Genomic DNA, 14247 nt, shown 5'->3' on the forward strand with positions numbered 1-14247 from the left:
GCGCCCCCCGGCACACTCCCGGGCCGTCCCGGGACCCCAACCTGCCCTTCCCCGCCTTTTCCCCTTTGCGCAACCCCGCACCGCGCCCTTGAATCGCGCCCGTGCAACCGGACCTCGACGCGCTCGTCTCCCTCTCCCGCGAACTGGGGCGCGATGACCGGCATCTCGCCATTCTCGGCGAGGGCAACACCTCCGCCCGCATGGGCGATGGCCGCATGGCGGTCAAAGCCAGCGGCGCCTCGCTGGCCACTCTCCAACCGGCCGACCTCACCCTCTGTCATACCCCGCCGCTTCTCGCCCTCCTCGACCGGAAACACGCCACCGACGCCGAAATCTCCGAAACCCTCCGCTCCAGCCGCGTCGATCCCGATGCCCGCCAGCCCAGCATCGAAAGCGTCTTCCACGCCTGGCTCCTCTCCCTCGATGGAGTCCACTGCGTCGGACACACCCATCCCCTCGACGTCAATCGCGTCCTCTGTTCCCCGCGCGCTCGCGACTTCTCCGAGCGCCGCATGTTCCCTGACGAAATCGTGGTCTGCGGCCCCGCCTCCGTGTTCGTCCCCTACACCGATCCCGGACTTCCCCTCGCCCGCGAAATCCGCGACCGCACCCGGGCGCTGGCCGACAAACTCGGACAACCGCCCCGCCTCATCCTTCTCCAAAACCACGGCCTCATCGCCCTCGGCCCCAATCCCCCCTCCGTCCTCGCCACCACCCTCATGGCCGTCAAGGCCGCCGCCATCTTCGTCGGCGCCGCCGCCCTCGGCGGACCCGTCTTCCTCACCCCGCAGCACGTCGATCGGATCGCGGGCCGCGCCGACGAAACCTATCGCCAGCAGCAATGGAAGCTCCGCTGACTTCCCATCACCTCGCCCTCGATCTCGGCGCCGAAAGCGGCCGCCTCATCGCCGCCACCCTGGAAGGCGATCGACTGTCCCTCGAGGAAATCCACCGCTTCTCCACCGGCGCCACCCGTGAAGGCCACTCCCTCACCTGGGACATCCCCCGCATCTGGCAGGATGTCCAGACCGCCCTCACCCGCGCCGCCACCCTTGACCGCCCCTGGTCCTCCCTCGGCACCGATTCCTGGGGTGTCGATTACCTTCTCTTCCGCGCCGACGGCTCCATCGTCCATCCCACCTTCCATTACCGCGATGCCCGCACCGCCCGCGGCGTCGCGGCCGCCCACGCCCGGATCCCCTGGACCGGGATCTTCGCCGAGACCGGCATCCAGTTCATGCCGCTCAACACCCTCTACCAGCTTGCCGCCGAAGCCCCCGACCGCCTCGCCCAGACAGACCGGCTCCTCCTCATCGGCGACGGCTTCAACCGCCTCCTCTCCGGCGTCGCCGTCGCCGAAGCCTCGCTCGCCAGCACCTCGATGCTCTACCGCCCCGCCGACGGTACCTGGTCCTCCCACCTCTGTTGCACCCTCCACCTGCCCCAATCAATCCTTCCTCCGATCGTCCCGTCCGGCACGCGCCTCGGCCCACTCCTCCCCGACCTCGCCTCCCGCGTCGGCCTCGCCGCCTCCCCACCCGAGGTGATCGCCTCCTGCTCTCACGACACCGCCGCCGCGGTTGTCGGCGTCCCTTCCGAAGGGGACGACTGGGCTTACCTCAGCTCGGGCACCTGGTCCCTCATGGGCGTCGAATGCCCAACCCCCGTCCTCACCGCCGCCGCCCGCGAACGGAACTTCACCAACGAGATCGGGTTCGGAAATACCGTTCGCCTCCTCAAGAACATCAGCGGACTCTGGCTCCTCCAGGAGTGCCGCCGCGCCTGGACCGAAGCCGGGCACCCCCACGACTACACCCAACTCGTCGCCCTCGCCGAAGCCGCCCCGCCTTTCCGCTCCCTCATCCGGCCCGATCATCCCTGCTTCCTCGCCCCGGACGGCATGCCGGACCGCATCGCCGCGTTCTGCCGCGACCGGGGCGAACCCGTCCCGGAGTCCCCCGGCGCCATGGTCCGCTGCATCCTCGAAAGCCTTGCCCTCCTCTACCGCCAGACCCGGGATCAGATCCAGGAGGTCACCGGGCGCTCCCTCCAACGCCTCCATATCGTGGGTGGCGGCTCCCAAAACGCCCTCCTCAACCAGTTCACCGCCAGCGCCCTTGGCATTCCCGTTCACGCCGGACCCGTCGAGGCCACCGCCGCCGGCAACGTCCTGGTCCAGGCCTTCGCCCTCGGTCGCCTCCCCTCCCTCGCCAGCATGCGCGCCGTCGTCCGCCGTTCCTTCCCCGTCCAGGTCTTCCATCCAGAACCCGCCCACCCTTGGAACGCCGCCTACCACCGCTTCCAAACGCTTGGTGCCAATTAACTTTTTGACGCTTCCCCCCCCCGTCGGCATCGTCGCCTGAGCGGCCGGGGCGACCCTGATCTCAGCGCCCACGGCTTGGATCGCGGTCCAAGGCACACTTTTTTATGGCAGAACTCACCGGAAACCTCTTGGTCGCCCAGTCGGGCGGCCCCACCTGCGCGATCAACGCCAGCATCGCCGGCGTCATCACCGAAGCGGGACGACACGAATTCATCGAGGAGATCTACGGCGGCCTCAACGGCATCCTCGGCATCCTCAACGAGGACCTCATCGACCTCAACGACGAGCGCCAGAAAACCATCGAGGGCCTCAAGTCCACCCCGGCCGCCGCCCTCGGCACCTGCCGCTATAAGATCGACTTCAAGAAGAAGCCCGAAAAGGCCGCCCAGGACATGGACCGCCTGTTCGAGGTCTTCCAAGCCCACAACATCCGCTACTTCTTCTACGCCGGCGGCAACGATTCCCAGGATACCACCCACAAGATCCACGAGGAGGCCGTCCGCCGCGGCTACGATCTCCGCGCCATCGGAGTCCCCAAAACCATCGACAACGATCTCCCCCACACCGATAGCTGCCCCGGCTATGGCTCCGCCGTGAAATACTGCGCCACCACGGTCATGGAGGTCGGCCTCGATGTCGGCAGCATGGCCACCGACGACGGCTCCTGCTGCATCATCGAAGTCATGGGCCGTTCCGCCGGCTGGATCGCCGCCGGAACCGTCCTCGCCAAACGCGGCAACGCCGCCTTCCCGCCCCACATCATCCTCCTCCCCGAGATCCAGTATAACCTCGACGCCCTCGTCGAGCGTGTCCGCGAGACCATCGCCGCTCACAAGTTCTGCGTCATGGTCGTCGGCGAAGGAATCCGCAACGAAAAGGGCGAGGAAATCGGCGCCGATGCCTCCCGCCTCGACGCCTTCGGTCATCCGGTCCTCGCCGGGGCCGCCGAGAAGCTCAAGGAACTCATCCAGGGCAAACTCAACACCAAGACCCGCACCATCCTCCTCGGCTACGCCCAGCGCGCCGCCGCCCACTGCGCCAGTCTCACCGACATCTCCAACGCCTTCTCCTGCGGCGAAGCCGCCGTTCGTGCCGCCATCGACGGCAAAAGCGGCTTCATGGTCAAAATCGTCCGCCAAAAAGGCGATTCCGGCATCCGCTGGTTCTGCGACCTCCAGCCCCTCGCCGAAGTCGCCAACGTGGAACACTTCGTCCCCCGCGACTGGGTCTCCGAAGATGGATTCCTCCCCAATGAGCGCTTCGTCGAGTACGCCGCCCCTCTCATCGAGGGCGAAGTCCGCCCCCCCATGGAAGGCGGCCTGCCCCGCTTCGTCACCCTCGACCGCAATCCCGTCGAGAAGAAACTCCCCCCACGCTCCTGAACCGGGCCCGGACCCCTTACCCCGCGGGCCGACGTACGCCGACGGCTCGCGGGGCCCGCTCCGAGACCGCATCCCCCACAGGAGTCAGGTAATGTCCCAACCGCTCCTCACACCGCCCGCACACTTCCCACTCCACCTCGTCCTCGCCCCCGCTCCCGCCCTCGCCCTCGCCCTCGCCCTTCCGCAGGACCGACTCCGCCCATCGCCCGGGAAATCCCGGCGGCATCAGCCCCAACATGTAGTCGGACACCAACCCACGCTCCCGGAACGGGTTGAAACCGTTCCGCACCGCCGTGCGAACGGTCCGGAGTGCCAACCTCCGCGTCCCCTCCGTGGTGCAACAAATCGAGCACTTCATACCACCACCTCGCTCCCGATTCCGGCCGGTCCGGTCGCCGTATCCCACGGGTCCTCCGCCGCTTCCGCGCCGCCAAGAGCCCTCCTCCCAACCGCCTCTGCCATGTCTATCACAACCTGCCCCCGCAGATCCATACGCCATTCGCCGTAGGCGCTCCCCTCTCCATGTACCCAATCCGTCCCACCGGACGGCCCCGCGCCGCGAGCCCAACCGAGTTCAGCCGCCCATTCTCGGCGCCCGCCCCTCGCAACTCCGGCCCTGGCCCTGCCCCTCCCCTCACCCAAAAGCGCCCCATCCTCCCCTCACCCCCCGTCCTCGCCCTCCTCCTGGCTTTCCTCGCCCCCCTCGCCGCCGCAGCAGACCCCCTCGCCCTAGGCCGGCGCCTCTACCTCGATCGCTGCGCCTCCTGTCACGGCTCCGATGCCCAGGGTGTCCCCGGCAAATACGACCGCCCCCTCGAAGGCGACGAATCCCTCTCCCGCCTCACCCGCATCATCGACCGCACCATGCCGGACGACGACCCGGACGCCTGCGTCGGCGAGGACGCCGCAGCGGTCGCCCTGTACCTCTTCGAGTCCTTCTACTCGCCCGAAGCCCGCCAGCGGCGCCGCTCCGCCCGCATCGAACTCTCCCGCCTCACCAACCGCCAGTTCCTCACCACCGTCGCCGACCTCGCCGGCCGCTTCCATGGCGACGCCTTCCCGCCAACGACCTCCCCCGAGGCCGGCCTGCGCGGCGAGTACTTCCAGGGACGCGGCTTCAATCGCGATCGCCGCGTCTTCGAACGCCTCGATCCCAACGTCCACCTCGACTTCGGCCTCGACAGCCCGGACCCGGAACGGATCAACCCGGACGAGTTCGCCATCCGCTGGACGGGTTCCGTCGTGGCCGCCGATACCGGCCTCCACGAGTTCGCCGTGGAAACCCCCAACGGCGCCCGACTCTGGATCAACGACCCCTCCACGCCGCTCATCGACGCCGCCGTGGCCTCCGGCGGACTCCGCCGCCATACCGCCTCCCTCCGCCTCCTCGAAGGCCGCGCCTATCCCCTCCGCCTCGAACTCGTCCGCAACCGCAACGAATCCGCGTCGGTCTCCCTCCTCTGGAAACCACCCCGCGGCACCCTCCAACCCATCCCCAACCACCGGCTCCTGCCCGCGTCCCGTCCCGTCACCCTCGCCATCGCCACCCCCTTCCCGCCCGACGATGCCAGCGTCGGGTATGAACGCGGCGTCGCCATCTCCCGCGCCTGGGACGACGCCACCACCCAGGCCGCCCTCGAGGCGGCCGACCATGTCGTCGCCCACCTGGACACCTTCGCCCGCACCCGGCCCCAAAACGCCGACCGCCCGGACCGGATCCGCGCCTTCGCCGCCCAGTGGGTCGAGGCCGCCTTCCGACGCCCCCTCGATCCCGACGAACGCCAACGCACGGTCGATGCCCCTTTCCTCCGGGCTGCCAACCCCGAAGACGCCATCCGCACCGTCGTCCTGCTCTCCCTCAAATCCCCTCACTTCCTCTACCTCGGCCTTCACGAAGACCCCTCGGATCCACACGCCGTCGCCGCCCGGCTCTCCTACGCGCTCTGGGATTCCCTCCCGGACCGCGCCCTCCTCGAAGCCGCCCGGCGCGGCGCCCTGGACAGCCGGGAACAGGTCCGAAGCCATGCTGGACGGATGCTCCACGATCCCCGCACCCGCTCCAAACTCCGCCACGCCCTCCACCACTGGCTCGACCTCCATCACGGCCCCCACTTCTCGAAAGACCCCGACCGCTTCCCCGGCTACTCCCCGGAACTCGAAGCCGATCTCCGCACCTCCCTCGACCTTTTCCTCGATGACGTCGTCTGGAACGGGTCGGGCAGTTTCCGCGATCTCCTCCTCCGCCCGGACCTCTGGGTCAACGAACGCCTCGCCACGTTCTATAACCTCGAACCCCGACCCGGATCCGACTGGGTGAAAACCCGGGCCGCCAACGAACCGCGCTTCGGCGTCGTCACCCACCCCTACCTCCTCTCGGTCTTCTCCTACCCGCGCGACACCTCCCCCATCCACCGCGGCGTCTTCCTCGCCCGCAATGTCGTCGGACGCCCGCTCCGTTCACCCCCGATAGCCGTCGAGTTCAACGACGCCGCCTTCGATCCCGCCCTCTCCATGCGCGAAAAAGTCACCGAACTCACCCGCCCCGACGCCTGCTGGAGCTGCCATTCCATCATCAATCCCCTCGGCTTCGCCCTCGAACACTACGATGCCGTCGGCCGTTTCCGCACCGAGGAGGACGGGCGCCCCGTCGATGCCTCCTCGGAATTCCCCGGACCCGACGACCGCCCTGTCCGGTTCCAAGGCGCCCGCGACCTCGCCCGGTACGCCGCCGACAGCCACGCCGCCCAAACGGCCTTCGTCGAAATGCTGTTTCATCAGGTTGTCAAGCAACCGGCCCTTGCCTATGGTCCCGAAATCTTGACCCGGCTCCGAAACACCTTCGCCGACTCGCATTTCTCCGTCCCGCACCTGCTGGTCGAGATTGCCACGCTCGCTGCCTGGCCCGAAGTCAACGCCAGCGCCTCCCTCTCAACCCCAACGGCAACCCCAACCCACCCCCACACCCGATGATGACGCCCCGCAGCCCTCTCGCCCGCCGACAGTTCCTCCGTCAGCTCGGCGTCTCCGCCGCCGCCCTCCCCTTCCTCACCGGCCTTCCCAGCCTCGGCCTCTCCACCGCCTCCGGCCCCAAACAGCGCCTCATCATCCTCTTCAGCCCCAACGGCACCATCCCGCCCGAGTTCTGGCCCGACACCTCCGGCCCGGATTTCGCCCTCAAGTCGATCATGGAGCCCCTCGCCCCCTGGAAGGACCAACTCCTCGTCCTCCAGGGCCTCTGCAATCGCGTCCGTGGCGATGGCGACAACCACATGCGCGGCATGGCCTGCCTCCTGACCGGCATCGAACTCTTCCCCGGCAATATCCAGGGCGGTTCCGACACCCCCGCCGGCTGGCCCCGCGGCATCTCCATCGACCAGGAAATCGCCCGCCACCTCCAAAGCCGCCCCGAAACCCGCACCCGCTTTGGTTCCCTCGAATTCGGCGTTGGCGTCTCCGACCGTGCCGACCCCTGGACCCGCATGTCCTACGCCGGCCCCAACCAGCCCGTCGCCCCCATCTCCGACCCGTACCAGATGTACCGCAAGCTCTACGGGCAGATCCGCGACCGCGAACATCTCCGCAGCGTCCTCGACGAGGTCCGCACCGACCTCGCCAAGGTCCGTAACCACGTCAGCCGCGAAGACCGGCACATGCTCGAACAGCACGAGTCCCTCGTCCGCCGCATGGAACGTGAAATCGACGACGCCCGCCGCCAACCCCTCCGCACCGATCCCCCAGCCCTCGAAGGCGGCGTCGCCGACCAGAATGACAACGTCCCCCGCCTCTCCCGCATGCAGATTGACCTCCTGGTCAACAGCCTCGCCAACGACATGACCCGCGTGGCCACGCTCCAGTACACCAAGTCCGTCGGTCAGGCCCGCATGAACTGGCTCGATATCCGCGACGGCCATCACTCCCTCTCCCACGAACCCGACAGCGACGCCGTCTCCCAGGACAAGCTGGTCCGCATCAACCGCTGGTTCTGCGAGGAACTCGCCTACCTCGTCGAACGTCTCCACACCACCCCCGAACCCGGCGGCGAAGGTTCCCTCCTCGACCACACCCTCGTCGTCTGGACCAACGAGCTGGGCAAAGGCAATTCCCACACGCTCAACGATATTCCCTTCGTTCTCGTCGGAGGCGGCTTCGGATTCCCCATGGGCCAGGCCCTCCGCCTCAACCGCGTCCCCCATAACCGCTTCCTCCTCTCCCTCGCCCACGCGGTCGGGCATCGCCTCGAAACCTTCGGCAATCCCACCCTCTGCGAAGGCGGCCCGCTGTCCCTCGGCTGAACCCCTCTCCCATCCGCGTCAACGCCGCCGGTGCCAGGTCGCCTGACCGTACCGCTCGTCCATCAGGCGCTGCACCGTGCCCTCCACCGGAACCTCCCAAGGCTCCGTCGCGCCCCAGGCCCGCCGCAATGCCTCCTTCACCACCCCGGCCGGCACCCCGAGATTCGTCACGAACCCCGCGTGGTCCCGGCCCTCGCGGTACTCCGGCTGCTGCGATGGCATCCGCAGCAACCGCCCGATCCGCGGCAGATCGAAGTCCAGCAGCAGGGTCCCGTGGAACAGCACCATCCGGCGACGCCGCCGTTGCGCGTTGCCGCTGAACTTCCTCCCGTCCACCACCAGATCCGTGTGCCCGGCCACCGCCACCGGTCGCCCCAACACGGACTCCAGGGCCGCCCGCTGACGCTCCATCACCCACCGGTTCGTCCCCGTCACACTCGCCAGCTCCGGCTCCCCATCGATCGGCAGCACCAACGCATACGCCAGGCATCCCGGCCCCAGCACCACCGTGCCCCCCCCACTGACCCGCCTCAGGACCGGCACGCCCTCCCGCTCGCACGCCTCCACATCCACCTCCGCCGCCACGCGGTTCCCAAAGCCCACCACCACGTGCGTCCTGCCCGATGCGTGCAACCGCAACACCCCCCTCCCCCCCCCTTCCTCGCACACCTCCAGCAGCGCCTCGTCCAGCGCCAGATCCCTTTCAGGCGATGATTCGCTGCAATCCAGCACCTTCATGCCACACCCGCCACCCGCTGACGGCCCATATTTGATTGGAGCAACCCACGCTTTTCCGTAGCGTTACCCGCCTTTCGGCCGCCCGCCGGCGGCCCCGTTTCTCTCGTGAATACCACCACCGCCCGCTCCCATCGCGCCTCCAGCCACGCCGCCTCTTCCCACCCCGCCGGCGAACCGCACGAAGACAACGCCGCCTGGATCCGCGTCCTCGAGGAAGGCCTCGCCCGCGAACTTCGCCGCCAACGGCCCGAACAATCCGCCACCTTCCTCGAGAATCTCATCGATCACCTCCGCCGCGCCGGCATCAACGCCCCCTCCCTCACCCATACCCCCTACCGCAACACCATCCCCGCCGACCAGCAGCCCGAATACCCCGGCGATCTCCAGATCGAACGCCGCATCAAAAGCATCTGCCGCTGGAACGCCATGGCCATGGTGGTCCATGGTAACAAGGTCTCCGACGGATTGGGAGGCCACATCTCCAGCTACGCCTCCTCCGCCACCCTCTACGAGGTCGGCTACAACCACTTCTTTCGCGGCGCCGACGTCGGGGCCCTCGGGGACCTCATCTACTTCCAGGGCCATACCACCCCGGGCAACTACGCCCGCGCCTTCCTCGAAGGTCGCCTCTCCGCCCGGCACCTCCAGAACTTCCGCCGCGAACTCGCCCCCGACGGCGGCCTGTCCTCCTATCCGCATCCCTACCTGATGCCGGACTTCTGGCAGTTCCCCACCGTCTCCATGGGCCTCGGCCCCATCAATTCCCTCTACCAGGCCCGCTACATCCGTTACCTCAAGGCCCGCCAGCTCCTCCCCGAAGGCCGCGAACCCCACGTCTGGTCCTTCATCGGCGACGGCGAAAGCGATGAACCCGAATCCCTCGGCGCCATCGCCATGGCCGGCCGTGAACACCTCGACAACCTCACCTGGATCATTAACTGCAATCTCCAGCGCCTCGACGGCCCCGTCCGTGGCAATGGCAAGATCATCCAGGAACTCGAAGGCCTCTTCCGCGGCGCCGGCTGGAATGTCATCAAGCTCATCTGGGGCCGCGACTGGGATCCCCTCTTCGCCGCCGATCACGACGGCCTCCTCCAGCGCCGCATGGAGGAATGCGTCGATGGCGATTTCCAGAAGTTCTCCGTCGAGTCCGGCAGCTACATCCGGAAGCACTTCTTCGGCAAATACCCCGCCCTCAAGGCCCGCATCAATCACCTCTCCGACACCCAGCTCACCAAGATGCTCCGCGGCGGCCACGACTCCCGCAAAGTCTATGCCGCCTATGCCGCCGCCCTCGCCCACTCCGGCCAGCCCACCGTCATCCTCGCCAAAACCGTCAAGGGCTACGGCCTCGGCGAAGCCGGCGAAGGCCGCAACATCTCCCATCAGCAGAAAAAACTGAACGAAAAGGAACTCCGCGAGTTCCGTGCCCGCTTCGAAATCCCCGTCTCCGACGAGGACATCGCCGAACTCCCCTTCTATCGCCCCCCCGAGGACAGCCCCGAAGTCCGCTACGTCCGCTCCCGCCGCAAGGCCCTCGGCGGTGAAATCCCCCGTCGCACACCCGTCTCCCAGACCCTCCCCATCCCCGCCCTCGACACCTTCGGGGCCGAGGCCCTCAAAGGCTCCGGACATCGCGAGGCCTCCACCACCATGGCCTTCGTCGATCTCCTCAAACGCCTCCTCCGCGACGAGGGGCTCGGACGCCACATCGTTCCCATCATCCCCGACGAGGCCCGCACCTTCGGCATGGAGGCCATGTTCCCCGAATTCGGCATCTACTCCTCCAAAGGCCAGCTCTACGAACCCGTCGATCGCAAATCCCTCAGCTACTACCACGAGGCCACCGACGGACAGATCCTCGAGGAAGGCATCACCGAGGCCGGTTCCATGGCCTCCTTCATCGCCGCCGGCACCGCCCACGCCAACCTCGGCGTCACCACCGTCCCCTTCTACATCTACTACTCGATGTTCGGCTTCCAGAGGGTCGGTGACTCCATCTGGGCCGCCGCCGACAGCCGCGCCCGCGGCTTCCTCCTCGGGGCCACCGCCGGACGCACCACCCTCAACGGCGAAGGACTCCAGCACCAGGACGGCCACAGCCATCTCGCCGCCGCCTCCGTCCCCAACCTCCTCGCCTACGACCCCGCCTTCGCCTACGAACTCGCCGTCATTATCGCCGACGGCCTCCAACGCATGTACGGCCAGGGCGAGGACGTCCTCTACTACATCACCCTCTACAACGAGAACCATCCCCAGCCCCCCATGCCGGCCCATGCCCCCGAAGGCATCCTCAAGGGCCTCTACAAATTCCAGCCCGGTCCCGCCGGCCTCTCCCACCGCGCCCACCTCCTCGGCAGCGGCCCCATCATCCGTTCCGCCCTCAAAGCCCAGGAAATCCTCGCCCGCTACGACGTCTCGGCCGATGTCTGGAGCGCCACCAGCTACAAACTCCTCCGCAACGAAGCCCTCGCCTGCCGCCGCTGGAACCTCCTCCACCCCTCCGAACCGCCCCGCCGCTCCTACCTCGAAACCGTCCTCTCCCCCGAAACCGGCGTCTTCGTCGCCGTCTCCGATCACATGAAGCTCGTCCCCGACCAGATCGCCCCCTGGGTCCCAGGCGGCCTCACCTCCCTCGGCACCGACGGCTTCGGACGCAGCGAAACCCGCGACAACCTCCGGCGCTTCTTCGAGATCGACGCCGAATCCACCGCCCTCGCCACCCTCGCCGCCCTTGCCGACCAGGGCGCCCTTCCCCGCACCACCGTCGCCCAGGCCATCATCGACCTCGGCATCGATCCCGAAAAACCCTTCCCCCAACTCGCCCAGCCCACCGCCTCGTAATGGCGGCAACCTGGAATCCGATTCGCCGCTCGTCCCGAAGCCCAGACGGCGCATCGGTCCGTTCCGAGGCCCGGGTTCCACGCGGCCACAAGCGAGTGGTGCGTCCCAATCTGAACCCGCGGAACGCATCCCTGGCCCAGCCCTGGCCCACCCCTCACCGATCCCACCGCCATTCCCCGTCCACCCTCCGGAACCGCCAGTCCATCGTCGCCCCCACCGTCGGGCCAAGTCCCACCTCGAGTTCGACCCGGTCCGGTCCCAATTCCCGACGTTCCAGTACCCGGAATCCCGGAATCCCCGCCGCCATCGACTCCAGTTCCCGCTGGCCCCCCTCGGAACCCCACCAGCGGCTTGCGGCCTGCCCCTCGGGCGTGCCATGCGACGCCGACATCCGGATCAGCGCCTGCCAGTCCCTTCGTTCCAGCGCCCACAACAGGGATTCCAGGACCGCCTCCGGAGTCGCCATTCCCGCCTGCCGCGCTTCCCGGCGCCGGACGTATCCCTCCGGCATCGGCCTCGCCGCGCCGGCTCCCAGGGATGCCAACTGCGCCTTCAGCCGGTGATGTTCGTTGGAAAGGATCCCCGACCCGCGCTGCCGTTCACGCAACGTCGAGACCCGGTCCCGAAGCCGCATCAGCTCGATCTTCTCCTCGGGATCCAAAGCGGACAGCTCCGACATTGGCGCCGCCCCGACCGTCGGCCTCGACGCCTCAGAGGACCGCACCTGGGCCGCCACCTCGGCCCGAACCCGGACGGCCTCCTCCTGCAAGGCCCCCAACCGATGGTGCTGCCCGAACCACAGGCCGGCCGCCCCCACGGCCAGTCCCCACACCCCCCATCGCACCAACGCCTGAGCATTCATGGTTGGGGTGGATTGGCCTCATCCGCAGCCGGTTCCGGCTCCGCGGTCCCGGTCGCCGGCACCAGACCGTACCGACGCATGAGTTCAGGACTCATCTGAAACGCCGCCCCCGCCGCCCCCTGCGCCTGCCCCCCCGCCCCTCCCGGCCGCCCCGGCTGTCCCGCCGGGTCCGGACTCCCCGTCGCCCCGGGCTGCCCCGCGCCGCCGAAACCCGGGGGCGACGGCCAACCGTCGGCCACCATGTACAGCACACCGTTGTGCCACTGCAGCGCGCCCGGGTTCCGGGTGGCCACCTCCATGTGCACCGACCCGTCGCACAGACCCACGTTCCCGTGCAGCGGGCAGCGGGAGAACACCCGCGACGGCTCGACCTCATGCCGCCCGGGGCCCGGCGACAGCATTTCGTAGGAGATGTTCGCCGGTCCCAACGTCGCCCAGTCCGGCGCCGGAACCCGGTCCTTGTCAGCCGGACAGATCAGCGCCGTGGTCTGGACCAGCTCATGGCTGATGGACTGAAAGTTCGGAGGGAACTGGTCGTCGTTGTCCGTGGCATACACCCGCGCCGCCAGACCGATCCTCTTCAGGTTGTTCACACACCGGATCGCCCACGCCCGCTCCTCCTGCTGTATCGCCTCGATGTCCTCCGGCGCCAGGCGTTCCCGTTGCGACGCGAGTTCGGCCCGCAGGGCGGCATTCTCCTCCTCCAGCCGGTCGAGGGCCGCCACTTCATCCGACAGCGCCTCGACCCGTTCCCGCAGCCGCAGCAATTCCTCCCGTTCATCCGGAACGAAGACACGCCCCAGGACCGGCGGTGCGGACCTCCCGACCCCGATGGCTTCCAGGCCGTCCAGGGTTTCGCGCAGGGTCGCCAGTTCTCCGCGCAGCGTCCTCATTTCGCCCTGCTGCATGACCACACCCCCGGCCAACCCCACCGCCACCACGGCCGGAACGAGCAGACCCCACCCGGCCCACCGCCGACCATTCGGTCCGTCCAATCCCCGGGCCTTCCCCTCGTCGGCCCCGCCCGCTCCCCGCACGGCCCTGCGACCGACCTCCTCCAGCTTGCCGGTAAGGCCCACCGGCGGCGGCGGCGCCGGGGCCTGACGCAACAGTCTCTCCACGTCCTTGTCGGATACATTCATGGCTTCGAAGTACGGATCGATTTCTTATCAACCGCTGTGCCGGAACCGGTTTGCCCGGTGCCCACCAGGTTGACCGGGGTCCCGGATACGCCGCCCACTCCACCCCGGGCCTCCGCGACGGCCAGTGCCCGACGCACCTTCCCCACCGCGTCCCGCACCCGGAACTTCACCGTGCTTACCGCGATCCCCATCGCCTCCGCCGTCTCCTCCAGCGTCAGCTCCTGATAGTAATGCAGGTGAACCGTCTCCCGCAGCCCCTGTTCCAACCGGTCCACCGCCGCATACACCGCCGCCGCCGTGTCGTTTCGGACCGCCGCGTCGTCCGGTGCCGCCTCCCCATCGCTCAACCCATGCCACCACGCGTCCCCCCGTGCCTCGAATCGACGGTCCGATCGCAACCAGTCCACATACGTCCGGTAGGCGATCCGATGCAGCCACGACGATACCGTGGAACGCCCCTCGAATCCTCCCAACGACGTCCAGGCCCGGCAAAAGGTCTGCTGCGTCAATTCCACCGCATCCGACTCCGATCCGCCCAACCGCCTCAGAAAGGCATAGATCCGGGCCGTGAAGGTCCGGACCAAATGCGTCGCGGCGTCTTCATCGCCGTCCCGGGCCGCCCTCACCCATGACATCGCCGGTTCCTTCATCGCATCTCCAGCAC

The 14247-nt window shown here is 68.2% G+C and carries 11 protein-coding genes; 6 read left to right on the forward strand and 5 right to left on the reverse strand.

What is annotated here, in order from left to right; translation table 11 throughout:
* Positions 1–92 precede the first annotated feature (92 nt).
* The 3 genes from KF833_10435 (at position 93) to KF833_10445 (ending at position 3705) form a co-directional block, all read left to right on the forward strand.
* Entirely contained in the window at positions 93–857 is a 765-nt protein-coding gene (locus KF833_10435) for a class II aldolase/adducin family protein (GenBank protein MBX3745714.1), read from the forward strand.
* Complete coding sequence (locus KF833_10440; protein ID MBX3745715.1) at positions 842–2323, forward strand: rhamnulokinase; 1482 nt, start codon at positions 842–844, stop codon at positions 2321–2323. The genes KF833_10435 and KF833_10440 overlap by 16 nt, the downstream gene beginning before the upstream one ends.
* Before the next feature lie 104 nt (positions 2324–2427).
* Complete coding sequence (locus tag KF833_10445; protein MBX3745716.1) at positions 2428–3705, forward strand: 6-phosphofructokinase; 1278 nt, start codon at positions 2428–2430, stop codon at positions 3703–3705.
* A gap of 16 nt (positions 3706–3721) precedes the next feature.
* Here KF833_10445 and KF833_10450 read toward each other — a convergent pair whose 3' ends face one another.
* Positions 3722–4063 carry a hypothetical protein gene (locus KF833_10450; GenBank protein MBX3745717.1) on the reverse strand — a complete coding sequence of 114 codons (342 nt, stop codon included), beginning with the start codon at positions 4061–4063 and terminating at the stop codon, positions 3722–3724.
* 164 nt (positions 4064–4227) lie between these two features.
* Here KF833_10450 and KF833_10455 point away from each other — a divergent pair, with 164 nt between their 5' ends.
* On the forward strand, positions 4228–6675 hold the full coding sequence (locus KF833_10455; protein MBX3745718.1) for a DUF1592 domain-containing protein: 2448 nt from the start codon (positions 4228–4230) through the stop codon (positions 6673–6675).
* Complete coding sequence (locus KF833_10460; protein MBX3745719.1) at positions 6675–7997, forward strand: DUF1552 domain-containing protein; 1323 nt, start codon at positions 6675–6677, stop codon at positions 7995–7997. The genes KF833_10455 and KF833_10460 overlap by 1 nt, the downstream gene beginning before the upstream one ends.
* An 18-nt stretch (positions 7998–8015) precedes the next feature.
* Here the strand turns inward: KF833_10460 and KF833_10465 are convergent, their stop codons facing one another.
* Positions 8016–8735: a lipoate--protein ligase family protein gene (locus KF833_10465; GenBank protein ID MBX3745720.1), complete on the reverse strand. Its 720-nt coding sequence runs from the start codon at positions 8733–8735 to the stop codon at positions 8016–8018.
* Between the two features lie 105 nt (positions 8736–8840).
* On the opposite strand from KF833_10465, the gene aceE reads away from it, so the two are divergent.
* Entirely contained in the window at positions 8841–11579 is a 2739-nt protein-coding gene (gene aceE / locus KF833_10470; GenBank protein MBX3745721.1) for a pyruvate dehydrogenase (acetyl-transferring), homodimeric type, read from the forward strand.
* Between the two features lie 154 nt (positions 11580–11733).
* On the opposite strand, the gene KF833_10475 is transcribed toward aceE, so the two are convergent.
* From KF833_10475 to KF833_10485, 3 genes are read right to left on the reverse strand one after another with little or no spacing between them, the layout of a single operon-like run.
* Positions 11734–12441, reverse strand: coding sequence for a hypothetical protein (locus KF833_10475; GenBank protein MBX3745722.1), 708 nt, complete (start codon positions 12439–12441; stop codon positions 11734–11736).
* Complete coding sequence (locus KF833_10480; GenBank protein ID MBX3745723.1) at positions 12438–13583, reverse strand: hypothetical protein; 1146 nt, start codon at positions 13581–13583, stop codon at positions 12438–12440. Before KF833_10480 ends, KF833_10475 begins: the two co-directional genes overlap by 4 nt.
* Positions 13580–14233, reverse strand: a complete 654-nt coding sequence (locus KF833_10485) for an RNA polymerase sigma factor (GenBank protein MBX3745724.1) — start codon at positions 14231–14233, stop codon at positions 13580–13582. The genes KF833_10480 and KF833_10485 overlap by 4 nt, the downstream gene beginning before the upstream one ends.
* Between the last annotated feature and the right edge of the window lie 14 nt (positions 14234–14247).

The organism is Verrucomicrobiia bacterium, assembly GCA_019634625.1.
Taxonomy (GTDB): Bacteria; Verrucomicrobiota; Verrucomicrobiia; order Limisphaerales; family CAIMTB01; genus CAIMTB01.